Annotated in this window: 18 protein-coding genes and 2 pseudogenes; 17 read left to right on the forward strand and 3 right to left on the reverse strand. The window is 46.6% G+C overall.

All coding sequences use genetic code 11. From position 1 onward, the window contains the following. Positions 1 to 15 precede the first annotated feature (15 nt). From dxr to FYJ57_RS16545, 7 genes and pseudogenes are all read left to right on the forward strand, one after another. A complete protein-coding gene (gene dxr / locus FYJ57_RS09410) occupies positions 16 to 1,167 on the forward strand; it encodes a 1-deoxy-D-xylulose-5-phosphate reductoisomerase (RefSeq protein ID WP_022170870.1) in 1,152 nt (383 codons plus the stop codon). Beyond that, positions 1,155 to 2,450: an RIP metalloprotease RseP gene (gene rseP, locus FYJ57_RS09415; protein ID WP_328597459.1), complete on the forward strand. Its 1,296-nt coding sequence runs from the start codon at positions 1,155 to 1,157 to the stop codon at positions 2,448 to 2,450. The genes dxr and rseP overlap by 13 nt, the downstream gene beginning before the upstream one ends. A gap of 41 nt (positions 2,451 to 2,491) precedes the next feature. After that, positions 2,492 to 2,905: a hypothetical protein gene (locus FYJ57_RS09420; RefSeq protein WP_154432455.1), complete on the forward strand. Its 414-nt coding sequence runs from the start codon at positions 2,492 to 2,494 to the stop codon at positions 2,903 to 2,905. A 39-nt stretch (positions 2,906 to 2,944) separates the two neighbouring features. After that, positions 2,945 to 4,201 (forward strand): cation:proton antiporter, encoded by a 1,257-nt coding sequence (locus FYJ57_RS09425; protein ID WP_118574487.1) that lies wholly within the window; start codon positions 2,945 to 2,947, stop codon positions 4,199 to 4,201. 377 nt (positions 4,202 to 4,578) lie between these two features. Next, positions 4,579 to 5,700 carry a GntR family transcriptional regulator gene (locus tag FYJ57_RS09430; RefSeq protein WP_154432456.1) on the forward strand — a complete coding sequence of 374 codons (1,122 nt, stop codon included), beginning with the start codon at positions 4,579 to 4,581 and terminating at the stop codon, positions 5,698 to 5,700. Between the two features lie 124 nt (positions 5,701 to 5,824). Further along, on the forward strand, positions 5,825 to 8,950 hold the full coding sequence (locus FYJ57_RS09435) for an alpha-mannosidase (protein ID WP_154432457.1): 3,126 nt from the start codon (positions 5,825 to 5,827) through the stop codon (positions 8,948 to 8,950). Positions 8,951 to 9,220: 270 nt separating this feature from the next. Beyond that, positions 9,221 to 9,277, forward strand: a pseudogene (locus tag FYJ57_RS16545) (DUF6783 domain-containing protein); the annotation flags it as partial. A gap of 4 nt (positions 9,278 to 9,281) precedes the next feature. Here FYJ57_RS16545 and FYJ57_RS09440 read toward each other — a convergent pair. Beyond that, positions 9,282 to 10,343 (reverse strand): annotated as a pseudogene (locus FYJ57_RS09440) (FUSC family protein). Positions 10,344 to 10,506: 163 nt separating this feature from the next. Between FYJ57_RS09440 and FYJ57_RS09445 the strand changes: the two are divergent. The 10 genes from FYJ57_RS09445 to FYJ57_RS09490 all read left to right on the forward strand — a co-directional run bounded on the left by FYJ57_RS09445 (position 10,507) and on the right by FYJ57_RS09490 (position 23,605). After that, positions 10,507 to 11,766, forward strand: coding sequence for a peptidoglycan-binding protein (locus FYJ57_RS09445; protein WP_022172946.1), 1,260 nt, complete (start codon positions 10,507 to 10,509; stop codon positions 11,764 to 11,766). 182 nt (positions 11,767 to 11,948) lie between these two features. Next, positions 11,949 to 13,823 (forward strand): 3D domain-containing protein, encoded by a 1,875-nt coding sequence (locus FYJ57_RS15640; RefSeq protein WP_154432458.1) that lies wholly within the window; start codon positions 11,949 to 11,951, stop codon positions 13,821 to 13,823. 308 nt (positions 13,824 to 14,131) lie between these two features. Further along, the gene (locus tag FYJ57_RS09455; RefSeq protein ID WP_106492433.1) at positions 14,132 to 15,139 is read left to right on the forward strand and encodes a deoxyguanosinetriphosphate triphosphohydrolase; all 1,008 of its coding nucleotides are present in this window, start codon (positions 14,132 to 14,134) and stop codon (positions 15,137 to 15,139) included. Between the two features lie 150 nt (positions 15,140 to 15,289). Next, positions 15,290 to 17,074: a DNA primase gene (gene dnaG / locus FYJ57_RS09460; RefSeq protein WP_154432459.1), complete on the forward strand. Its 1,785-nt coding sequence runs from the start codon at positions 15,290 to 15,292 to the stop codon at positions 17,072 to 17,074. A 40-nt stretch (positions 17,075 to 17,114) separates the two neighbouring features. After that, positions 17,115 to 18,224 carry an RNA polymerase sigma factor RpoD gene (gene rpoD / locus FYJ57_RS09465; RefSeq protein ID WP_154432460.1) on the forward strand — a complete coding sequence of 370 codons (1,110 nt, stop codon included), beginning with the start codon at positions 17,115 to 17,117 and terminating at the stop codon, positions 18,222 to 18,224. Further along, positions 18,224 to 18,925 carry a tRNA (adenine(22)-N(1))-methyltransferase gene (locus FYJ57_RS09470; protein WP_022398534.1) on the forward strand — a complete coding sequence of 234 codons (702 nt, stop codon included), beginning with the start codon at positions 18,224 to 18,226 and terminating at the stop codon, positions 18,923 to 18,925. The genes rpoD and FYJ57_RS09470 overlap by 1 nt, the downstream gene beginning before the upstream one ends. Then, the gene (locus FYJ57_RS09475; protein WP_154432461.1) at positions 18,922 to 19,692 is read left to right on the forward strand and encodes a Nif3-like dinuclear metal center hexameric protein; all 771 of its coding nucleotides are present in this window, start codon (positions 18,922 to 18,924) and stop codon (positions 19,690 to 19,692) included. Before FYJ57_RS09470 ends, FYJ57_RS09475 begins: the two co-directional genes overlap by 4 nt. A gap of 24 nt (positions 19,693 to 19,716) precedes the next feature. After that, positions 19,717 to 21,384: a nucleoside kinase gene (locus tag FYJ57_RS09480; RefSeq protein WP_235904521.1), complete on the forward strand. Its 1,668-nt coding sequence runs from the start codon at positions 19,717 to 19,719 to the stop codon at positions 21,382 to 21,384. 95 nt (positions 21,385 to 21,479) lie between these two features. Continuing rightward, positions 21,480 to 22,100, forward strand: coding sequence for a flavodoxin family protein (locus FYJ57_RS09485; RefSeq protein WP_154432462.1), 621 nt, complete (start codon positions 21,480 to 21,482; stop codon positions 22,098 to 22,100). Further along, positions 22,097 to 23,605, forward strand: coding sequence for an FMN-binding protein (locus FYJ57_RS09490; protein ID WP_117524967.1), 1,509 nt, complete (start codon positions 22,097 to 22,099; stop codon positions 23,603 to 23,605). Before FYJ57_RS09485 ends, FYJ57_RS09490 begins: the two co-directional genes overlap by 4 nt. A 72-nt stretch (positions 23,606 to 23,677) precedes the next feature. On the opposite strand, the gene FYJ57_RS09495 is transcribed toward FYJ57_RS09490, so the two are convergent. Both FYJ57_RS09495 and FYJ57_RS09500 read right to left on the reverse strand, forming a co-directional pair. Further along, positions 23,678 to 25,090 (reverse strand): hypothetical protein, encoded by a 1,413-nt coding sequence (locus tag FYJ57_RS09495; protein ID WP_154432463.1) that lies wholly within the window; start codon positions 25,088 to 25,090, stop codon positions 23,678 to 23,680. Then, on the reverse strand, positions 25,087 to 25,476 hold the full coding sequence (locus FYJ57_RS09500; protein WP_022398528.1) for a GntR family transcriptional regulator: 390 nt from the start codon (positions 25,474 to 25,476) through the stop codon (positions 25,087 to 25,089). The genes FYJ57_RS09495 and FYJ57_RS09500 overlap by 4 nt, the downstream gene beginning before the upstream one ends. Positions 25,477 to 25,529: the final 53 nt, after the last annotated feature.

Raw genomic sequence — 25,529 nt, forward strand, 5'->3', positions numbered from 1 at the left:
AGGAGAGAACATACTATGGAAAAAACAATTGCAATTTTAGGGTCGACCGGTTCTATCGGAACGCAGACTCTGGAAGTAGTAAGAGAAAATCAGGATATCCGGGTGGCCGGTTTGAGTGCAGGAAGTAATATCACTCTGCTGGAAAAACAGATCAGGGAATTTCATCCGTCTCTGGCAGCAGTCTGGGACGAAGAGCAGGCGAAGATCCTGGCAGGAAAAGTTCGCGATCTGGATGTAAAAGTCGTCAGCGGCATGGATGGGCTGTTGCAACTGGCACAGATGGAAGAAAGTCAGATCCTGGTCACGGCGATCGTAGGAATGATCGGGATCCGCCCGACTATCGCGGCCATTCAGGCGGGAAAAGATATTGCACTAGCCAATAAAGAGACACTGGTAACGGCAGGGCATCTGATCATGCCGATGGCAAAAGAAAAAGGAGTACAGATCCTTCCGGTGGACAGTGAACACAGTGCAATTTTTCAGGCGATTCACGGAGAGGATAAGAGAGAGATTCATAAATTGCTGATCACAGCATCCGGCGGACCATTCCGTGGAATGAAAGCATCAGATCTTGCACATGTAAAAGTGGAAGACGCACTGAAACACCCGAACTGGGCGATGGGACAGAAGATCACGATCGACTCGGCAACGCTTGTCAACAAAGGACTGGAAGTGATGGAGGCAAAGTGGCTCTTTGACGTGGATCTGGATCATATTCAGGTTGTGGTACAGCCAAAGAGCATCATTCATTCGATGGTAGAATTTGTCGATGGTGCGGTGATGGCACAGCTCGGTACACCGGACATGAAACTGCCGATCCAGTATGCACTGTATTATCCACACAGAAGGTATCTTCCGGGAGAACGGCTGGACTTTAAGACACTGACAGAGATTACGTTTGAGGAACCGGATATGGAGACGTTTCTGGGGCTGCCGATGGCGATGGAAGCATCACGGAGAGGTGGCAGTATGCCGACGGTTTTCAATGCGGCCAATGAGCGGGCAGTTGCAAAATTCCTGCATGGACAGATCGGATTTCAGGATATTTACCGAAGCATCCGGGAGGCCATGGATCGTCACCAGGTGATCGAACATCCGTGTCTGGAAGAAATTCTGGAAACTGAAGCAAAAACCTATGAATGGATGGAAAGCAGGTGGAGTGTTTGAGTAGTATAATCGCTGTTCTGATTCTTGGTATCGTAATTATCGTACATGAGTTCGGACATTTTTTACTGGCAAAGACGAATGGCATCGTGGTGGAAGAATTTTCTGTGGGAATGGGACCAAGGATACTGTCAACGCAGCGGGGAACAACGAGGTATTCACTGAAACTGATTCCTTTTGGTGGTTCCTGTATGATGCGGGGGGAAGATGGAGAGGATAACGCAGAAGGGACATTCAACAGCAAATCTGTCTGGAGACGTTTTTCCGTCATTGCCGCAGGACCGATTTTTAATTTTATTCTTGCGTTTTTCGGTGCAATGATTATTATAGGTATTATCGGATATGATCCTCCGGTTATCACACAGGTAAAAGAAGGAACACCGGAAGAAGCTGCAGGGCTGAAAGAAGGCGATCTGATCACTTCCTTTGATGGGAAGAAGATTTATCTGGGAAGAGAGCTCTATTCTTATCTGACACTGGAAGGGCTGGAAGATAAAGCGATTGCAGTTACTGTAAAAAGAGATGGGAAAAAAGAAACTCTGACCTATCATCCTGCAACGGAAGAACGTTATATGCTGGGATTCAGTTATAATCCGGATGAAAGTCAGGCGCAGATCCAGTCGGTAACAATCGGTGGTGCACTGGCAGATGCGGGGATTCAGGCAGGTGACTACATTGCGGCGGTGGATGGTAATGAAATTGCATCCGGTGAGGCGTTGAGTCGGTATTTCGAAGATCATCCGCTGACAGATGAGAAAATAACGCTGACATATCTGCGGGATGGACTGGATTATGATGTGGAGGTGACTCCTCAGGCGGTCAACTATGTGGAACAGGGATTTTCTTACAATCTCGGACGGGAAAAAACAAGTGCGCCGGGTGTGATCAAGTACAGTGCTTTGGAAGTGCGTTACTGGATCAACAGTACGCTGGAAGGCTTGAAACTTCTGATCAGCGGAAAGCTGGGAATGGACAGTCTGTCCGGTCCGGTGGGAGTGGTGAATGTGATCGGAGATGCTTATAAGGAGAGCAAAAGTGAGGGCACACTGATGACCTGGCTTACGATGATTAATATGATGATTCTGATTTCCGCGAATCTGGGAGTTGCCAATCTGCTCCCGCTTCCGGCACTGGATGGTGGCCGACTGGTATTTTTACTGATTGAGGCAGTGAGAGGAAAACCGGTGAACCGGGAGGCGGAAGGTATGGTACATTTTGCAGGACTGCTTTTGCTGATGGGACTGCTTGTGTTTGTTACGTTTAAGGACATAAGGGGACTGTTCTGAGAACAGCGGTGTGGAACTGTAATGGAGTATGATGAAATGACATGAAAAAAAAGGACAAAATCAGAAAAATCATTGTATATAGTCTGGCGGTTATCTTTCTTTTGGGAAGCATTCAGGTTCATGTGCCATCTGGCAATCCGCAGTGGATGTTATCGGAGAAGGAGACAGTACTCACTTCTTTTTCGGAAGATATGAAACTGGTAGATTGCAAGAAAGAGGAAAATGAAAACGGGCCTTTCAATGAGGGAAAAGAAGAAAACCGGCAGTCCCAGGACGGTGAACGGTTGCTGTATTATCTGGCACTGGGCGAGTTTCTGATGTTTCTCGGGACTCTGCTTTCAGGGACTGGACAGATTGAGAAGTTCAGCAGGAAGTATCTGGAGCGGATGGTGTATGTGATCCGTTATATGCAGGATATGGACGGTCGAAAAAAGCATCATTTCTGTTATGAATAAAGAGATATATTTTTATAATAGAAAGGATGTTTATTAAAAATGGAAACGTATAAATTCTTACTGGATCTCTGCCTGATCCTGTTATCAACAAAAGTCCTGGGGCTTCTGACCAGAAAATTCAGTATGCCACAGGTTGTAGGTGCACTGCTTGCCGGAGTTATTCTCGGCCCTGGTATTCTCGGAATTATTACACCGACTGACTTTATCAGCGATACAGCGGAAGTTGGCGTAATCGTCCTGATGTTCTGTGCCGGTATGGAGACGGATGTACAGGAACTGAAAAAAAGCGGCAAATCCGCACTGATCATTGCATTGATCGGTGTACTGGTACCTCTGGTTGGTGGCTATGCCGTAGCAGCGTTCTTTAACCGTCCGGGTATGCTCGAATCAGATGCATCCTGCAGTCTGTTTTTGCAGAATGTATTTATCGGTGTGATCCTGACAGCAACTTCCGTAAGTATCACAGTTGAGACACTGAAAGAACTTGGAAAATTAAAAACCCGTTCCGGTAACGCGATTCTTGGTGCGGCAGTTATCGATGATATTCTTGGTATCATTGCACTGACACTGATCACCAGTATGGCAGATGAATCAGTTAAGATTTCAATTGTGTTACTGAAGATTATTGGTTTCTTTATCTTTGTTGCTGTGGCAGGATTTATTTTCTATAAGTTCTTCAGCAAATGGAGTGCGGGGGAAGGTACAGGTCTGCAGAGACATGTAATCGTATCCTTTGTATTCTGTCTGTTTATGTCCTATGCGGCAGAACAGTTTTTTGGCGTTGCCGATATCACTGGAGCTTATTTTGCAGGTCTGATTATCTCTATGACCCAGAGAGAGCCGTATATCGCATCCAGATTTGACGTGCTTTCTTATACATATCTTTCACCGATCTTTTTTGCAAGCATCGGTCTGAAGGTAAGTCTTCCGGAAATGAATGGTACGATCGTTGCATTTGCGGTTGTGCTTACCATTGTCGCTATCCTGACCAAAGTAGTCGGATGTGGTCTGGGTGCAAAGCTCTGTCACTATAAGAATTATCAGGCGATTCGTATCGGTGTGGGTATGATCTCCCGAGGTGAGGTTGCGCTGATCGTGGCAAGTAAGGGAGAGAGCCTGGGACTGATGTCGACGGCGGTTATGGGACCGGTTGTTATCGTGGTTATCCTGACGACCATTATTGCGCCGATTCTGCTGAAACCGGTATTCAAACGGGGACCGGAGACAACACCGGATCCGAATGTGGATATGTCTAAGAATTATGAGGCGATTAATAAGTTCAGGGAAGGTAAATAATATTTTGTTGTGATGTTCTGTTCAAGGCGGACGAAACCGGGGGACTCACATAGAAAAACAGACACCCGCTGGTAACGCACAGCTGAGCTAGTCACCAACTACGACTAGATTCACGATGGTCGGCTGACCATCGCGAAAGTCTACGTAGGTGCCGGATCTCATCTGTGCTAAGGGCACCAGCAGAAGGGTGTCTGTTTTTCTATGTGAGTCCCCCGGTTTCTGTGCATTGCGCAGTGTGTTGCTGGGCACGGGGGAACGTTAGCCAAAATGCCGGCTGGGTTGAGACGGAAGATGATAGAAATTGACAGTGAAATACTGAGGCTTTATAATAGAAATAAAGAGAAATGATATATCATTTAAGATGAAAGGATATAAGCGTGGAGAAAGAGTTATTGTATAAGAAAATCTATGATGATTTGCTGGAGGCTATTGAAAAAGGGATATATCCGCCCGGTTCGAAGCTTCCTTCCGAAAAGGAATTGATGGAACAGTATAATGTGAGCAGAATCACCAGTAAAAAGGCTCTGGAAATGCTGGCTGACCGGAATATTATTGTCAGGATGCCGGGAAAGGGTTCGTTTGTACTGGAAGAGAATGAGCAGGACAGAGAGAATCTTCCGGCGGTGCCACAGACCGTGGAACCGGTAAGAAAAGGGAAAATGCTGGGTGTTATTCTGGATTTTTTCAGTGGTTTCTTCGGGTGTGAGCTGATAGCCGGGATTGAGCATGAGTGTTGGTCTAAAAATTATCATATGATCCTGAAGTGTACCTACGGAAATGTGGAGGCAGAGAGCAGAGCAATTGACGAACTGATGGAACTTGGTGTTGACGGGATTATTCTGATGTGTGTGCAGGGGGAAAATTACAGTACAAGGATTGTGAAGCTTGCACTGGATAAATTTCCGGTAATACTGGTCGACCGGGCGCTTAAAGGACTTCCGATTCCCTGTATTGGCACAGATAATTACAGGGCAGCCCAGGATCTGGTGAATATCTTGCTGGAAGAAGGACATGAAAAGATTTGTTTTGTATCCCAGGCTCCGTTGGAGACATCTTCTGTGGAGGAACGGTTTAATGGGTACAGGGATACCATGCTCGAACACAAGATCCTGACGAATGAAGATCTGTGGATGATCGATCTGGACAGTCTGGTTGAAAATATCGAAGAAACCAGGGAAAAAGAAAAAAAGGTAATGGAAGCACTTGAAAACTATGTGGAAAATCATCCGCAGGTGACCGCCTTTTTTACGGTTGATCTGCAGACAGGTGTACTGGTGTATAGAGTATTGCAGAAAAAGAATCTCAGGAAAGAGATTGTCTTTTTTGATGGTGTGGAAGAGGGATATGAGTTTCACACGTATTGCACGCACGTTATGCAGGGGCAGTACCTTATGGGGGCAATGGCGGTGAAAAATCTGTGTCGCCTTATCAAAGGAGGCGAAGTGGAATTACGGAAATATGTCCCGTACAGTATTATCAGAAAAGATCCACAGATGTAAAAGAAACAGGTTATATTTGATATAACAGTTTTGAAAAAAGAATTGACATATTAATATATCAATAGTATGATATGGATGTACAAGGGTGTATGCAAAAATAAAATATAAGAAAAGGAGAAACTGTATGAAGTTAATGCATTCAGAGTGGCAGGACAGAGTAAAGCACTGGGTTCGTACATTGAGAGATGATTTTTATGAACCGTTGGGGGAAATTCGATGGGAAGCTTTTCGAACCATGGATCATCTATCTCCGGAAGAAGCATTACAGGGGCACTTTACGTCGGCAGAACCAGGCTTTATATGGGGGAAAACCTGGGAATACTGTTGGTTTAAAGGCACTGTGATCCTTCCTAAAGCAGCAGAAGGAAAGAGAATCGTGATGAACCTGGATGCCGGAGGAGAATCCACCGTATTTGTCAACGGAAAGGCATTCGGAAATTACCGTGCGGCATGGGTGGATGAACCACATCAGTTTATTGAAGATAACTGTCTGGCAGTCAGCGGAAAAGAAGGCGACACCTATGAGATCCTGATGGAAACATATGCAGGTCATTTTTATCCGGAGGCACCAACGGGGGGCTGCGCGACGGGACCGGTGTTGCCGGGGGCATATACAGATCCGAAAAAAGAAGGGGCAAGATGTGTTCTGGGTACTTCCACTTTTGGGGTGTGGAACGAAGATGCATATCAGCTGTTTATGGATGTGGATACACTGGGACGTCTTCTGGAAACGATGGATTCCACAACACTGCGTGCTGCGAAAATTGCAAAAGCATTAGAGAAATTTACACTGATCGTGGATTTTGAACAGCCGCGGGAAGCACGGATCGCATCTTATAAAGAAGCGAGAGAAGCATTAAGACCGCTGATGGAAGCAAAGAACGGTTCTACGATGCCGGTATTCTATGCGATTGGTAATGCGCATCTGGACCTGGCATGGTTATGGCCGATGGAAGAGACACATCGGAAAACAGAGCGTACCTTTGCGGCACAGCTGCGTCTGATCGAGCAGTATCCGGAATATAAATATGTACAGAGCCAGCCTGCAGCATATGAGATGTGCCGGAAGTATTATCCGGAGTTGTTTGAACGGATCAAAGAAGCGATCAAAGGCGGCCAGTGGATCGCCGATGGTGCCATGTGGGTAGAGCCGGATACCAATATGGCCAGCGGTGAGGCACTGATCCGTCAGTTGGTTCACGGAAAACGCTACTATAAAGAAGAGCTGGGAGTGGACAGCGAAGTGTTATGGCTTCCGGATACATTTGGCTATACGGCAGCACTGCCACAGATTCTGAAAGGCTGTGGCGTGAATTATCTGGTAACACAGAAAATTTTCTGGTCTTATAACGAAGGAGAACAGTTCCCGTATCATTACTTCACCTGGCAGGGTATGGATGGCAGCGAGATTGATTCCTTCTTACCGACAAGCTATACCTACCGGACACATCCGAGTGAAGTAAATAAAATCTGGAAGAATCGTGTGCAGGTGCAGGATCTGGATGCTTTCCTGCTTCCGTTCGGATATGGAGATGGTGGCGGCGGCCCGGCAAGAGATTTTATCGAATCTGCAAAACGTCAGGAAGATCTGGAAGGCGGCGTAAAAGTAAAAATGGCAGGTCCGCTGGAATTCTTCCACGATATGGAAGCGCAGGGCGGCCCGGCAAATACTTATGTTGGAGAATTGTATTTCAGCGCCCACAGAGGAACGTATACTTCTCAGGCGATGGTAAAACAGAACAACAGAAGATGCGAACTGGCAATGCGGGAGATGGAGATGTGGAGTACTCTGGCAATGAACAAAGGCATGGCTTATGATTTTTCCAAAGCAGATGCTTTATGGAAAAAACTTCTGTTACATCAATTCCATGATATTCTTCCGGGTTCCAGTATTGCAAAAGTTTATGTGGATGCAGAAAAAGCGTTCCATGAGATTCTGGATGGTGTGGAAGAACTGCAGGCAGATGCACTGAGCGAACTGACCGATCAGAAAGAATCTCAGGCAGTGACCGTATTTAACTCTTTAAGTTTTCCGAGAAAGATGCTGGTAGAGCTTCCGGCTGCATTTGCAAACGGAGCGAAAACAGTGGATGGAACCGCTGTACAGGTACAAAAGATCGGTGATACTGTGAAAGCTTCCGTAGAAGTACCGTCCTGTGGAGCAGTTTCTCTGATTCCGGCAGAAGGTCAGGTGGAAGAAAAGGCAGTTGCAGTAGAAACATGTGATGGTGGATTTACCATGGAAAACAGTCAGGTAAAAGCAGCCGTAAACGAAAAAGGCGAGGTGATTTCTTTCGTATTGAAAGAGTCCGGAAGAGAGTTCGCAGCAGATGCCATGAACCGCTTCCATCTGTACAAAGATGTACCACGTATGTTTGATGCATGGGATATTGATTCCAATTATATCGATCAGGAAATTGAGGCGGCAAAAAATGTTGCAGTTTCCATGGAAGCAGATGGTCTGGAAGGCGTGCTGAAAGTAACCGGAGAGATCAGCAATTCCACCTTTACACAGTATATCCGTCTGGCGGCAGACAGCCGAAGAATCGAGTTTGAGACAGAGGTTGACTGGAAAGAAATGCATCGTCTGTTAAAGGCAGGATTCCCGGTAAATGTTTATGCGGAAAATGGTATCAATGAGATGCAGTTCGGATTCGTGGAACATCCGACACATCGTTCCAGAGCTTATGACAAAGATCGGTTTGAAGTATGCAATCACCGTTACAGTGCACTTGCTGACGGAGCACATGGTGCAGCAGTGTTGAATGACTGTAAATACGGAATCAGTATGAATGGAAATGCTCTGGAGCTGACACTGCTTCGTGCAGGTACCTGCCCGGAAATGTGTGCAGATAACAGAGTTCATCACTTCACCTATGCATTTACCGCATGGGAGGGAAGCTTTGCAGAGAGTGATGTGGTAAGACAGGGGTACGAACTGAATGTAAAACCGGTAGTTGCCGGCGGTGCAGTACCGACATTTAGTGCGCTCACCATTGATAAAGAGAATGTTATTCTGGATACCATGAAACCGGCAGAAGACGGAAGTGGAGATATTATACTTCGTCTGTATGAATCCAAGAAGGCTGCGGTTTTGGCAACAGTTACTTTATCGGATCTGTTACAGGGAGAGAAGGTTTATCTTTGCGATATGCTGGAGAACTGTAAGGAAGAGATTTCGGTGGAAAACGGAGAGATTCCGTTGAACTTCCGGGCATTTGAGATTAAGACGGTTCGGATTAAGAAGTAAAATAATAGTGTTCTGAAGGGGACGAACCCGCAGGACGCACATAGAAAAACAGACACCCGCTGGTAACGCACAGCTAAGCTAGTCACCAACTACGACTAGATTCACGATGGTCAGCTGACCATCGCGAAAGTCTACGTAGGTGCTGGATCTCATCTGTGCTAAGGGCACCAGCAGAAGGGTGTCTGTTTTTCTATGTGCGTCCTGCGGGTTCTGCGTACTGGCAGGGGGGATAGCTTTGGAATACTAGAGCGTGTCTGAAAAAGGCTTTTTGCAAACTGGGACTCGCAGATTGCGGAAATGATTTTTCAGACACGCTCTAAGGGGTAAAATATTATTTTGGGGTGGCGGAAACTGTGGTTGTGGTTCTGGCGTGAAGGTTGTCCCAGAGTTTGTTGCAGAGGACTGTGTAGGTAGCACCGAAGATGTTAGTTCCGATACGGAGGGCCAGGGCGTAGGGAAGACCGAAGAGGGTGGTGGCGATGGAGAGGGCACCAAAGGTGTTGAAAACGGTCTGCCATGGATAGCTTGCAGAGTAGCCAACGCCGATTCCGCCGATCATTCCGATGTAGGGATACATGTTTTCCGGGAGCAGGAGATAGAGAACCAGAAAAACAGCGCATCCGATGATGTTATATAATCCCCTAGGAACAGCACGCTGTTCACAGTCTTTTGTAAAAGGAAGACATACGGACATACAGGCGATTCCTGCCCACATGGCACGGGGAAGGCCGGCCAGGTTCATAAAAAGCATGGCGCTGGATACGATAAAGGTCAGTTTCAGGTACCAGCGGCTTCTTGCGGAATGTAAATCAAATTCCCGGAAAAGATCTGAGAATGTTCTGCGATAGGGACGATGTTTCTGGTTTTTATAGAAGATTCCCATACACAGGAGCATTCCCGCAAAAAGACCGATGACACGAAGCAGGAAGGCATATCCCTGCACATCATATCCGGTCAGAAGGAGATAACCAAGAACAAAAGTGGAATGGTTATACATAATAACATTATGACATCCGAGAATCATCAGCAGAAGGATGCAGGTCAGGTGTACCGGAAATGCTGCCAGGGGAGGAAGCATATTTGCCAGACGCGGACCGGTCATGAGAATCGCAAAGAGGAGGGCAATAACGCCAAGTCCATGGGTGGTGCGGATTCCAAAATCAGCCTGTCGGAGAACTAAAACCGCCAGAAGTACGGTAACACCTACGACGCTGTTTTCGCTTCCGAGAAATCTGCTGAACAGAGAGACCACCGCCACACAAAAAGCCATGACCAGATAAACTTTAAAATTGTAAACCAGAATATGGCGTCTTTTTTCTTGTGGATTGGTTGTCTAATGAATCAATTGTTTGGATCCGGCAGAGCTTAACTGCAGTTCCTGATAAAAAGTCATATGATTTATCATCCTTTCTGTTTTTTGTTGGTTGAAAAGTAAAACGTAGAGGGAACTATAACGCAAAACAGATGAAAGGTCAAGAGAAAAATCATTTTTTAGTGCCTGGCACTACTCCTGTGCATATACTATCCTGAGCCTAAAATTATGAGGTTATAATAAAATGTCAACCACGCTTATAAAATCTGTGCAATCCTATACCGACCACGGCAAGCTGCAGATCCAGCTTGTCTCTCAGATCCAGAATCGGCCTGTCCAGGGAGCGAAAATCAGTATCAGCTACACCGGAGCCCCTGGGCAGCCACTGGAACAATTACGGACCAACAGCAGTGGTCAGACCGAAACCATCGAGCTGGCGGCACCACCGGTGGAGTACAGCCTGCAGCCATCGGAAGAACAACCTTATTCGGAATATACTCTGAAGGTGGAAGCCGAAGGCTATGAACCCATAGAAGTATCCGGAAGTGAGATCCTGTCCGGTGAGATCAGCAGACAGAAAATAGAACTCCGGCCGATCAGCGATGGTAACTATGAAGATGTGGTGATTCCGGATCATACGTTGTTTGGTAATTATCCGGAAAAAATACCGGAAGAAGAAGTTAAACCGGTCAACGAATCCGGAGAAATTGTGTTGAGTCGTGTAGTGATACCGGAATATGTAGTAGTACACGATGGATCACCAGCAGATTCCACTGCTGATAATTATTATGTAAGATATCGGGATTATATAAAAAACGTGGCATGCAGCGAGATATACGCAACCTGGCCACCTGAGACGATCAAGGCGAATGTTCTGGCAATCATGTCTTTTACTCTGAACCGGGTTTATACGGAGTGGTATAGAAACAAAAAGTACGACTTTACCATTACATCCTCCACTGCCTTCGATCACAAATGGATATACGGTCGCAATATTTTCGACAGTATATCCAACATAGTGGATGAACTCTTCGAAAACTATTTGTCACGTCCGAACGTCCGTCAGCCGATTCTGACCCAGTACTGTGACGGACAGCGGGTGACCTGCCCGCAGTGGATGAGTCAGTGGGGAAGTAAATATCTGGGTGATCAAAATTACACAGCAATCGAAATCATCAGAAACTATTATGGGGAAAGTATGTATATCAATTCCGCAGAAGAGATTTCGGGAATCCCGGCATCCTGGCCGGGCTACGATCTGGATATCGGAGCAAGTGGCATGAAAGTCAGGCAGATTCAGGAACAGTTAAATACTATCGGGGAAGTTTATACAGAAGTTCCCAGGGGACCGGTGGATGGCATATACGGAGAGCGAACGAAAGAAGCAGTACGGCAGTTTCAGTCCGTTTTTGGACTGGGACAGACAGGAGTCGTTGATTATCCGACCTGGTATAAGATCCAGGAAATCTATGTGGGAATCACGAGAATCGCAGAGCTATATTGAAAGAATTATTCCTGTTCACTGATAAGATCCCGCGAAGCGTGTTACCGGGAACGGAGTGAACAGGAACAGAAAAAATGTCGGTAATTGAAGTATTACATTTTTGACATGGGCAATGAAAAGGATTATAATTAATAATCAGGGAAGTATACGTAACGTGAAGTAACAGGAGGAAATACCAGAAAGTGATAAGAAAAGAATGGAAACGTATGCTGGCACTGTCTATGACATATATAATGACTTTGTCCGTGGCAGCGCCAGTTAAGGCTGCTGAAGAAGAACTCGGTGTACCGACAGCGGAAACAGCAGCAGAAGTACAGGAAACCCCGGAACAGTATGAGGCAAGAACAGGATACCATTTATCAGAGGGATATACCTATGTACTGAATAACGGGTTTGTGATTCTGCAGGCAGATGGTTCGCCACAGATCACACCGGTTGCAACCCCGGAACCAACACCAAGTGAAACGCCGACACCGACACCGGAGCCGACTGTAACACCGACGCCGGCAGGAGAGAATACTCCAACACCCACACCGGGTCAGGAAGGGGCAGAACCACAGGAAGTGACAGAACAGCCCACGCCGGAGCCTACACCGGCACCGGAGACCACACCGGAAGCTGCGCAGGAGACTGCGGTGGAAGAAAATATCCCGGTTATTACAGCATTTCCACAGTCTGTGGAAGTACCGGTGACGGTGGAGGATTACCGTTTCTGGACAGTATCTGCCAGCAGAAAAGCGGCACAGGCGAAAGTGGTTCAGGAGATCAAAGAAGAGAAGTCACAGGATTCCCGGAGTGTGGGAAGGCTGGAAGAAGGCGGTATCTGTTATATTTTAAGAAAGGAAGACGGATGGTACTACGTGGAATCCGGAACCGTTCGTGGTTTTGTGGAGAAAAAAGCGCTTCGCAGAATCGGAGATAAGAATGAGGCGCTGCTTACTCCGGTATATGCAACAGAGCTGGTTGCGCCGGCAGAAAATCAGGCATATGCATATTACCGGGCAACGATTCAGCAGACTGCAGCAAAGAAGCATTATGCACTCTGCAAAGGAGATGAACTGAATATCAGGGCGGACAAGAGCACAGACAGTGAGATTGTCGGAACGATGAAAAAGGGAAATCTCTGTTATATTCTTGCAGATGAGACAGAAGAGTGGGTATATGTGGAATCCGGAGAAGTTCGTGGGTTTGTAAAAAAGGAATATCTGCAGACAGGCAGGAAAGTGAAGAAAAAAGTGAATAAGACCGGAGCGGATCGTTTTACGCTGGCGGTTGCCAGGGTAGATTCGAAGGATAATCCGGCGCGTTATTATACGTTGACTTCGGTGAAAACGGGAATTCCGGACGGGGCGATCCGTGATTCGATCGTGGATTATGCCAGTGGATTCCTTGGAACTGTCTGGAAGGAAGAAGGAATCAGCCTTTGCGAAGGAATTGATACCAGCGAGTTTGTTGAGCAGATTTATGAGGCATACGGATATAATGTCACGGATAAAGACGGAAATATACAGGAACAGGGAAAGGTTTCTGTGGATCAGGCAAAACCCGGTGATGTGATCTGCTATGGATCCGGGGAAGAAACAAGTGCAGCCGGTATTTATGTGGGTGACGGCAAGATGGTACAGGCTTCTGAGACGAGAGGCAAGGTGGTAACAGTAAAGATAGATCCGGAACAGGAGAGCTTTGCCCTGGAGCTTTTTGAAGATACGAAAGTGATTGCAGGAAGTAAGGATATCAGTGAAGTGAATGCAACGGAAGCAATGTACGGACAGGATCTGGGACTTTTTAAGCTGACATATTACTGTGCGTGTGCGAAGTGTTGTGGAAAGGCAACCGGAATTACTGCTTCCGGAGCGAGGGTTGCGGAAGGGGAAACGATCGCGGTGGATCCTTCAGTGATTCCTTATGGAACGAAAGTTATTATTAATGGACATATTTTTACGGCACAGGATTGCGGCAGTGGAGTGAAGCAGAATCATATTGATATCTATGTGGATGATCATGAGCGGGCTCTGGCACTGGGGTGCAATTATGCGGATGTGCATTTGATGAAGTGAGAAGAGACTGTCACACTCTGGGTAGGGTGTGGCAGTTTTTTACTTTACGGGAAATTGCTTTACAGTAAAGTAGAAAACGCTCCGCGAAGATGCTCCAAGGCACATTCTTTGTTCCTGATCAGATAAGTACACTGCGTATCGGAAGAAACCGGGTGAGGATTTCGACAAATGTATACACAATTAAGTGAAAATCAGGAAAAAATTGGAAAATAAAAAGGATTTTGTGAGGAAAGAGTGGAATATATTTAACAGAATAGATGAAAATAGAATGGTTTTTACTGTTTTTGGTAATAGAAGGGGTGATGTATTTGAATATCAGGGAACAGGCAGAGGAGCGGGAGTTTCAGTATCTGAGCCGGTATGCTTCACACAGCAGAGAGTCGAAGGGCAGAGAGCGTGTGGAGGAGGAGTGTGATATCCGGACGGTGTATCAGAGGGATCGGGATCGGATTATTCATTCGAAGGCGTTTCGACGGTTGAAGGATAAGACACAGGTATTTCTTGCGGCGCAGGGAGATCATTATCGGACCAGACTGACACATACGCTGGAGGTATCACAGACGGCGCGGACGATTGCGAAGGCGCTGGAGCTGAATGAGGATCTGGTGGAAGCAATTGCGCTAGGGCATGATCTGGGGCATACACCGTTCGGACATGCCGGTGAAGCGGCTCTGAATGAAATCTGCCCGGAAGGATTTGCACATTTTAAGCAGAGTGTCCGGGTGGTGGAACGGCTGGAAAAGAACGGGGAGGGACTGAATCTGACCTGGGAAGTAAGAGACGGGATGTTGAATCACCGGACATCCGGCACACCGCATACCCTGGAAGGTCAGGTAGTCCGACTGTGTGATAAGATTTCTTATATCCATCATGATATGGATGATGCACAGAGGGCAGGGATTTTTCAGGAAGATGATATTCCGATCACAATCAGGGTGACACTGGGAGATTCCTGCAAAGAGCGGTTAAATACGTTGATCCATGATACGATCCGCAACAGCTACGGAAAAGATAAAGTCGAGATGACACCGGAGATTGCGGAGGCGATGCGGGAACTTCGCACATTGATGTTTCGGAGCGTTTACAATAATCCGGTGGCGAAAAAAGAAGAAAGAAAAGCCAGGACGATGCTGCAGGAGATGTATCTGTATTATAGCAGGCATCCGGAACAGATGTCCCGGGAATACCAGAAACTGATCGCAGAAGGCGAGAACAGAGAAAGGGTGGTATGTGATTATATCTCCGGCATGACGGATCAGTATGCGATGGCAAAATTCAAAGAAATTTTTATTCCTTCAGCCTGGGCAGTATACTGAACCGCCGGGGAATCGTTGCGAAGAAGAATAAAAAATACATATTTTGCCGAAGAAAAAGAGAACCGGGACAAATAAAAAAGGATATTGTCGCCGGACGGGGAATATATATATGTGGGTAAATGACAACAGTGGATAAAGGAGAGAGAAAACATGCGTTATTCGGATGATCTGATCGAAGAAATTCGAATGAAAAACGATATTGTAGATGTGATTTCCGGTTATGTGAAATTGCAGCGAAAAGGAAGTTCCTATTTCGGACTTTGTCCCTTTCATAATGAAAAATCACCGTCGTTTTCCGTAAGTCCCGGAAAGCAGATGTATTATTGCTTTGGATGTGGAGCTGGTGGTAATGTATTTACCTTTCTGATGGAATATGAGAACTTTACTTTTCCGGAGGCGCTGGAGATGCTGGCGGACCGTGCAGGAGTGGAACTTCCCAAAATGGAATATTCCAAAGAAGCGAAAGAACAGGCAGACCTGAAATCCGCACTTCTGGAGATAAACAAGGAAGCGGCGAAGTTCTACTATTATCAGCTGCGCCAGAAAACCGGAGAACAGGGGATGGCATATCTGAAGGGCAGAGAACTCAGTGATGAGACCATCAATAAGTTTGGTCTTGGGTATTCCGGCAAGTTCAGCAACAACCTGTACCGGTATCTGAAGGGAAAAAACTATTCAGATGAGCTCTTACGGCAGTCAGGGCTGTTTAATGTGGATGAAAAACGTGGCATGTATGATAAGTTCTGGAACCGTGTGATCTATCCGATCATGGATGTGAACAACCGTGTGATCGGATTCGGAGGCAGGGTGATGGGAGATGCAAAGCCCAAATATCTGAACTCACCGGTGACGAAGATCTTTGATAAGAGCCGGAATCTGTACGGACTGAATATGGCGCGTTCTTCGAGAAAGAAAAATCTGATCATCTGCGAGGGGTACATGGATGTGATCTCCATGCATCAGGCAGGATTTAACAATGCAGTGGCGTCTCTGGGAACAGCTCTGACCTCTCAGCAGGCCAGTCTCCTGAAACGGTATACCGATGAAGTCCTGATCATTTACGACAGTGATGAAGCGGGTGTGAAAGCAGCTCTCCGGGCCATCCCGATGTTAAAAACCGCCGGACTTTCCACGAAGGTCATCAATCTCAGGCCTTACAAGGATCCGGATGAATTTATCAAAAATATGGGAAAAGAAGCTTTTCAGGAGAGGCTGGATCACGGAATGAACAGTTTTATGTTTGAACTGAAGGCACTGGAAGGGCAGTATGATATGGAGGACCCGCAGGGTCGCACGGACTTTTTTAAAGAAACGGCAAAGCGGCTGCTGCGTTTTGAAGACGAGATTGAACGAAGCAGTTATATCAAAACCATTGCCGGAACTTATCAGGTCGAGCCGGAAGAACTCAGAAAGATGGTGAACCGGCTGGCGATGAAGGGCGTGGGAATGACAGAGACTGTCAAACCAAAATCGGGTCTGAACAGGAATAAGGAAAAGCAGAACGGATACGAAGTATCTCAGAAACTGATGCTTACCTGGCTGACTTCTTATCCGGAGATTTTCGGAGAGGTAAGCCGTTATATCGGACCGGATGATTTTACAAGACCCCTCTATCATCAGGTGGCTGAACTGCTATATGAGCAGTATCGGCAGGGCGAGCCAAACCCGGCGAGACTGTTGAACCGGTTTACGGACAGCGAGGAACAGACCGAAGTGGCGGCTGTATTCAACGCGACGATCCCGCTGGACTCGGAACAGGAGAGGGAGCAGGCATTACTGGATGTGATATGCAGAATGAAGGAAGACAGTATCGCCCACCGCACAGAGAATCTGGCACCTACAGACATGCAGGGGCTGATGAATCTGATGCAGGCGAAAAAAGAACTGGAAGAGTTAAAAGCCGGAAAGCTGCATTTGCATATTTCTTTTTGTTAAGGATAAAATATAAACAATATATGGAAGGATGGAAAAACAGATGGAAATGGATAAAGCCCAATTTGCAGAACAGTTGAAAAACCTTGTGGAATTAGGCAAGAAGAAGAAAAATGTGCTGGAGTATCAGGAAATCAATGATTTCTTTAAAGGAATCACCCTGAACAATGAGCAGATGGATCTGATCTTCGAATATCTGGAAGCCAATGGCGTGGATGTACTCCGGGTAACCGAGGACGACGCACTGCTGGATAATGAAGATATGCATATGGAAGAGGAGGAGGTGGATCTGGAAAATATAGACCTTTCCGTACCGGAAGGGGTCAGTATCGAGGATCCGGTTCGTATGTATCTGAAAGAGATCGGTAAAGTGCCTCTTCTGAGTGCAGAAGAGGAAATCGAACTGGCAAAACGGATGGAAAACGGCGATCAGGCGGCGAAAAAACGTCTGGCAGAAGCCAATCTTCGTCTGGTGGTCAGCATCGCAAAACGATATGTGGGACGCGGCATGTTGTTCCTGGATCTGATTCAGGAGGGAAATCTGGGTCTGATCAAAGCAGTGGAAAAATTTGACTACACCAAAGGATATAAGTTCAGTACCTATGCAACCTGGTGGATCCGTCAGGCCATCACCCGTGCGATCGCCGATCAGGCAAGAACGATCCGTATCCCGGTGCATATGGTAGAAACCATCAACAAACTGATCCGTGTGTCCAGACAGTTACTGCAGGAGCTGGGCCGTGAACCTACGCCGGAAGAGATTGCAGAAGAGATGAATATGCCGGTGGAAAGAGTCCGTGAGATCCTTAAGATTTCTCAGGAACCGGTTTCTCTGGAAACCCCGATCGGTGAAGAAGAAGATAGCCATCTGGGTGACTTTATCCAGGATGACAACGTTCCGGTACCTGCAGATGCAGCAGCCTTTACGCTGTTAAAAGAACAGCTGGTAGAGGTGCTGAGCACACTGACCGAGAGAGAACAGAAAGTACTTCGTCTGCGTTTCGGCCTGGATGATGGAAGAGCCAGAACACTGGAAGAAGTAGGAAAAGAATTCAGTGTCACAAGAGAACGTATCCGTCAGATCGAAGCGAAAGCATTAAGAAAACTGCGTCACCCCAGCCGCAGCAGAAAGCTGAAGGATTATCTGGATTAATGGAATTATCCAAAAGACTTCGGATGAATGCTTCTTTTGTGACACCGGGAAACCGGCTGGCAGATGTGGGAACGGATCATGGATATATTCCGATCGCTCTTTGCCTGGAAGGCGTAATTCCATCAGCTCTGGCTATGGATGTGAATCCGGGACCACTGGAGCGCGCAAAAGAACATATACAACAGTTTGATCTGGAAACAGATATACATACCCGCCTCTCCGATGGTGTACAGGCTTTGTGCCCCGGGGAGGCGGATTCTGTCCTGATTGCCGGAATGGGCGGGGCACTGACAGTGAAGATTCTGGAAGCAGGTGAAAAGGTGCTTGCTTCCGTAAAAGAACTGATCCTGCAACCCCAGTCAGAGATCGACAAAGTCCGGTCATACCTTCTGACTCATGGATATGTGATAGCCGGGGAAAAGATGGTATATGAAGACGGAAAATATTATCCCGCCATGCGGGCAGTACATGGGGAAATGCCGCTGTGGCAGGAGGTGGAGTTACAGTATGGAAAATATCTGCTGGAAGAGAAACATCCGGTATTAGAGGAATATCTGAAAGACAAACAGAAAACCTGCAGGAAAATACAGGAAAAACTCGCAGCAGACGGAAAGAAAGCAGAAAAGATCACCGCACGGCAAAAAGAGCTGGAGGACGAACTTCGGCTGATCGGGCAGGCACTGGAGGTGTATGAACGATGATATGTAAAGAAGTTATGAGAAAGCTGGAAGAACGGTGGAATCCTTCCTATGCACTGGAATGGGATAACGTAGGACTTCTGGTGGGAAGAGAAGAAAAAGAAATCAAAAAAATATTTACAGCACTGGATGCTACAGAAGAGACGATCGCACAGGCACTGGAATTCGGTTCGGATCTTCTGATCACCCATCACCCGATGATTTTTTCACCGGTAAAAAAAGTGACCAGTGCAGATTTTATCGGCCGCAGACTGATCACGATGATCCAGGCGGATCTGTGTTATTATGCAATGCATACGAACTTTGATGTGAAGGGGATGGCACAGCTGAATCAGGAATGTCTGGGACTTACGGACTGTGAAGTGCTGGAAGAAACCGCTCCCGGGGAAGGCATCGGAAGAGTAGGTGCGCTGGAAGGGACGATGGATCTGAAACAATTTGCCGGAAAAGTAAGAAACGACTTTGAGATTCCGGATGTACGGATGTACGGAGATCCGGCAGCGATCATTCATCGTGTGGCAGTGAGCAGCGGATCCGGAAAAAGTATGATCCGTGGTGCAATTGAAAAAGGTGCCGATGTGATCGTTACCGGAGATGTGGATTATCATTCGGCAATTGATGCCGTTGCGCAGGGAATTGCTGTGATCGATGCCGGTCATTATGGAACTGAATATGGATTTATCGCATATATGAGACAGGAACTGGAAACTATGTTTCCGGAGCTTGCGGTAGGCACTGCCAGAGTGCATCATCCGTACCGGGTGGTGTAGCGGCAGCTGAAAGGAGTGGTGAAGATGGGACTTAAGATGTGTAAAGTAACAGTGGGTTCCAGGGAGAAAGCATATCCGGATGGAACACCTTTTGGAGAAATTGTCAAAGATTTCGACCAGGATTGTAAGTATCCGGTGGTTCTGGTAACGGTAGACGGAAAACTTCGCGAACTTCATAAAAAGATTCACCGGGACTGCCGGATCTCACTGGTGACGGTGGCGGACAGTATCGGTCATAAAACATACAAAAGAAGCATGAATCTACTGCTGTTAAAGGCGGTATATCATGTGGCAGGACATGAGAAGATCCGGAAGATTGTCCTGCATTTTACGGTGGGAGAGGGATTTTACTATACGATTGATGGAGATGTGACGATTGATCAGCCATTTCTGGATCAGGTGGAAACGTATATGCATGAGCTGGTGGAAAAACATGTACCGGTGATGAAACGGAGTGTGTCTACCGCCTCTGCGCTGGATCTCTTTTACAAATATGGTATGTATGACAAAGAAAAACTGTTTCGTTACCGGAGAAGTTCCCGCGTAAATATCTATAATCTCGAGGAATTCGAGGATTATTTTTACGGGTATATGGTATGGCATACCGGATATCTGAAATATTTCAAATTGTATCCGTATGACGAGGGCTTTGTGATGCAGATGCCAACCCGGAAAGAACCGGAAAAACTGCCGCCGTTTACGCCGTCACCGAAGATTTTTCAGGTGCAGAAAGAGGCGGAAAAATGGGGCGAGATGATGGGAGTTTCCGTGGTAGGGGAACTGAACGAGAAGATCTCGAAAGGAAAAATGCAGGAACTGCTGCTGATCTCGGAAGCCCTGCAGGAGGGAAGAATCTCAAAGATCGCAGAGCAGATCATCGAGCGTGGCGGTGTAAAATTCGTTATGATCGCCGGACCATCCTCCTCAGGAAAAACCACATTTTCTCATCGCCTGTCAATCCAGCTGGCGGCTCACGGGATGAAACCGCATCCGATCGCAGTGGATAATTATTTTGTAAACCGGGAAGATACGCCGCGGGATGAAAACGGGAACTACAATTACGAGTGTCTGGAAGCTATCGATGTGGAACTTTTCAACCGCGATATGAATGCGCTGCTTAAGGGAGAGCGGGTGGAACTGCCACGGTTTAATTTCAAACTGGGAAAACGGGAATACAAAGGGGATTTCCTGCAGATGCAGCCGAACGATATTCTGGTGATTGAGGGAATCCACGGACTGAACGACCGGCTGAGCTATTCGCTTCCGACGGAGAGCAAATTCAAGATCTATATCAGTGCGCTGACGCAGTTAAATATTGACGAACACAACCGGATTCCGACGACGGACGGACGATTGATTCGCCGGATTGTCCGGGATAACCGGACGAGAGGAACGAGTGCGAAAGCAACGATTGCGATGTGGCCGTCGGTTCGCCGTGGAGAGGATGAAAATATCTTCCCCTATCAGGAACAGGCAGATGCAATGTTTAACTCGGCACTTCTGTATGAACTGGCAGTGCTGAAACTGTACGCGGAGCCGGTACTCTTCCAGATCGGCCCGGACGAACCGGAGTATCAGGAAGCGAAGCGGCTGTTAAAATTCCTGGATTATTTTGTGGGGATCCCCAGTGAGGATATCCCGAAGAATTCTATCCTGAGGGAATTTGTGGGCGGCAGCTGCTTTGATGTGTAAAATAATGTACAGAAAATATATAAAAGATATATGAAAAAATGTCAGGGGTGAAAGCGATTTTGTCCCTGTCATTTTCAAAAGAAAGGGTGGAAAGTATGAAAGTATTGATGTTAAACGGAAGCGCAAAAAAAGAAGGCAATACATACCAGTCTCTTCTGGAAGTAGGAAAGGAACTGGAAAGACAGGGCATCGAGTATGAGATCTTTCAGATCGGCAGTCAGCCGGTGAGAGACTGTATCGGATGTGGACAGTGTAATGAAAATGGCTGTGTGTTTGCGGATGACAAGGTCAATGCATTCGTGGCAAAGGCAAAAGAGGCGGACGGATTTGTCTTCGGTACACCGGTCTATTATGCACATCCAAGCGGACGGATCCTGTCATTTCTGGACAGAGTATTTTACAGCAGCGGCAGAGTATTTGCCTTCAAACCGGCGGCTTCTGTAGCAGTGGCAAGACGCGGTGGATGCAGTGCTTCCTTCGATGTACTGAATAAATATTATGGCATCTGCCAGATGCCGGTAGCCGGCTCTACTTACTGGAACATGGTACACGGCTGTGAACCGGGGGAAGTGAAGCTGGATACAGAAGGAATGCAGACCATGCGGAATCTGGCAAAGAACCTGGCCTGGATGATGAAATGTTTTGAAGCCGGAAAAGTAGCAGGTGTGCCACTTCCGGAGACAGAGAGAGGAAATCAGACAAACTTTATCCGATGATGAAAAAACAATATTCTAAGGTTATAAAAATTGTAATCCAGATTCTGTTTTTTCTGTGGATACCGGAGTCTTTTGCTGCCAGTCTGTATGCGGTAAAAAAGCTGATCCATGCGGTTTCGGTGATGGATTTTACTTATGCGCGGGAACCGGTTCTTCTGCTGCTGGAAACTGTTGTAACAACAGCGGTTTTCGGACGGTATTACTGCGGATATATCTGTAGTTTTGGTGCGGCACAGGATCTGAGTTATGATTTGGGAAACCTGATACGAAAACAGACAAAATACCGTAAGAAACGTATGCTTTCGGTGAAAACAGACAAAATTCTTTCCAAACTGAAATATCCTGTTCTGGTGATTGTGGCAGTGAGTGCTGTCTGGAAGAAAAATCTGCTGGATGTCATCAGCCCCTGGAAGGGATTTGCCAGTCTGCTGTCACTGCTGAGAGGAAATTTCAGCAAAGAGAATCTGATTTCTGCAGGTGTCTGGATCTGTATCATTGTTCTGGTCATATCGGCAGTATTTTTCAGAGCGTTTTGCAGATATCTGTGTCCGATGGGAGCAATTTATACACTGCTTTCCTTTTTCTCTTTGGACAGAAGAAAGCGAAGCTGCAAAAACAGCGGAGATTGTTCAATCTGTCCGTATCAGTGCAAACAGCAGAAAAGTAACCGCTGGGGTCTTGCGGTGACAATACTTGTCTTTTCCTGCATGAATCTGTATCTGTTAAAAGCAACGGGAAATGAAACGGCAAGCGGAACAGCAGATGTAAAAGTGACAGAGAAAGGGTCGTATACAGATGGAACGTATACAGGAACCGGTAATGGATTCCGTGGTAAGATCGATGTGACGGTCACTATTAAAAATGGAAATATTTCTGATGTGCAGGTGCAGGATTATGAAGATGATGCTACTTATATGCAGAGCGTTATCAGAGAGCTGATTCCGAAAGTGCTGAAAGAACAATCAACAGAGGTGGATACGGTTTCCGGTGCGACCTACAGCAGCAAAGGACTCCTGAAAGCTGTAGATCAGGCGATTTATCCGGAAAAAACAGAAAACGGGACAGATGTCACGAGTCAGATCCGGCTGAAAGACGGTAACTATGAGGGAACAGCCAATGGCTTTCGCGGAGAAATCAAAGTAGAAGTTACGGTAAAAGATCAGAAAGCAGAAAAAATCAGAATTCTATCTTATTATGACAATGAGGAATATCTTTTCCATGTGGCACCGGCAGTGATCACAGAAGTGCTGGAAAATAAACCGCTGGATACCGATGCTGTTTCGGGCGCGACATACAGCTGTAATGGTCTGACCAGAGCCATAGAAAATGCGTTGCAGGTAGAGGAAGATACCTATACCATTCTGGAAGCAAAACCACGCGCCGAAAAACATAAGAAAGCGCACCATCAGGTTCAGAAATTCGTAGAATCGGAGGAACAGTACGAAGAACTTGTGGAAAAATACAAAGAACTGATTTACGATTCCAACGGAAAGAAAAAAGAATAAAAAGTGATAAAAAGGAGTTTTCAAAAAACGTTTATATGTTATTGAAAACTCCTTTTGTGTTTTGTTCGGTTGTCAGTTATCAAACATATGATCTTTCAGCTCCTGATACCAGTTTTCTGCCTGTATTTTTGTCGGAGCCGTAAGAAATACCGTGTATTCATCGGTCTGAATGGAAAGAACCGGGGATTCATCCAGCTCTACATACATTCTGCACGGACCGGTTTTCTTTCCTCTAAACACACCGAGCAGCTGATGCCCGTCAGCGGATCCGTTGGAGCGGACGAAGGAATCGTCCGGCAGGCTGTCCAGAAGCTGCAGATCCAGGATCTCGTCTGTAGAGAAAGAAGTGTCAGTGTAACCGGAAGTGATAGAAACCTGTGTGCCATCGATGGTCATCTGCACCGGAACAAAATCCATACGTATGAACAGTCCACACATCCAGATCAGAAGTCCGGCTATTACAACGAACATGCTGACTGTGAGGATTTTTCCGGCAGGTCTTCCTATATTGGTGGTGAAATTCGTGGTGCAAAAACGGTCAGGAACCATAAACCTTGGATCAGCCGGATTGTCATACCAGCCGTTTCGCCAGTAATAATCGTCATCCACATACATCGGTTCGTCATCGGCGGCAAGAATCTGTGCTTTTTTCTTCTTTAAGCGGAAGTACATCACAAAAACTGCAACGATGGGAATCGTCTGGAAAATAAAAAAGAGCAGGTGTGACCACCAGTACCATTCAAGATCATTTGCAAGGAAAAAGATCTCACTGATAAATGCCAGACTGTTACACAGACTGTAGAAGAAAAACATCCGGGACCAGTAACGGTGTTCCTGGGTGTTGATTGCCACATTGATCTCCGTATGTGCACTGTAGATCCGGTTGCCGTTTTTCGAGTAGCCCCAGGCGAACAGAAGAAAAAACAGCCAGAGGACGATCCAGGTAATCAGGAAGATCCCGCCGCTGGTATCGGTGAGGATATAGTTGCGGATACGGGAGAAAAACAATGGTATAAAAACCATCACCAGTGGAAGCAGATGCCAGTACAGCGGGAGCGCTGCCTTCTGGGTATGTATGGCAGTACGGGTGTCGGCAGCTGCGGTAAAAGGTTCTTTTGTCGTATTGCCCAGTCCCTGTTCCAGCTTCAGAAGATACAGCTGACGGTGGGCACTGTACAGCAAAGAGACTGCACGGGCAAGAAATACACAAAACCAGATGCACCAGAGCGTTATGCCTATGGAAGCCAGCCAGAAAAATGGAATGGCAACTACAACGCCAAGAACCAGATGCAGCAGATAAAACTTCCGGATGTGTTTTTGATAGCTGTCTGTCAGCTGAGCCACCGGAGACAGGGAGATAGCAGATTCAGGAAGATGGACACCAAGGAGCATCCCGTTCCGATAGGTTGCCGAACTTCCATAAACCGCCCAGGTGATGCCGACCATGATCAGGTCCGTGATCGCAAGAATCCAAAAGAGCATCATTCCACAGCCACCTCCATTTCCACAAATACTTTGCTGCAAAGACTGAGAAAATCTTCCAGGTTCATTCCGCGGATCCTGGCTTCCGCACTTAAAAGTTCCAGTTCGTCCTCAAGTTTTTCCTGAAAAAGAGAAGAAGGTTCCTCGTTTTCCGGAATATGAACGATACTTCCCAGACGGCGGTCAGTATAGAGAAAACCTTCATTTTTCAAAAGCTGGTAGGCTTTGCTCACTGTCATGGTATTGATACCAAGATCGGCAGCCATCTGTCGCACGGTGGGAAGAGACTCACCCTCGGTCAGTTCCCCTTTGCCGATGCCTTTTACAATCTGGTTGCGAAGCTGCAGATACAGAGGAATCTGCGAGAGTGTATTGATTTTTATGATCATGAAAACACCTCCTTGTATTTTGTATTATACCACACGATACAAATAATACAATA

The organism is Oliverpabstia intestinalis, from assembly GCF_009696065.1.
In the GTDB taxonomy this organism is placed as follows: domain Bacteria; phylum Bacillota; class Clostridia; order Lachnospirales; family Lachnospiraceae; genus Oliverpabstia; species Oliverpabstia intestinalis.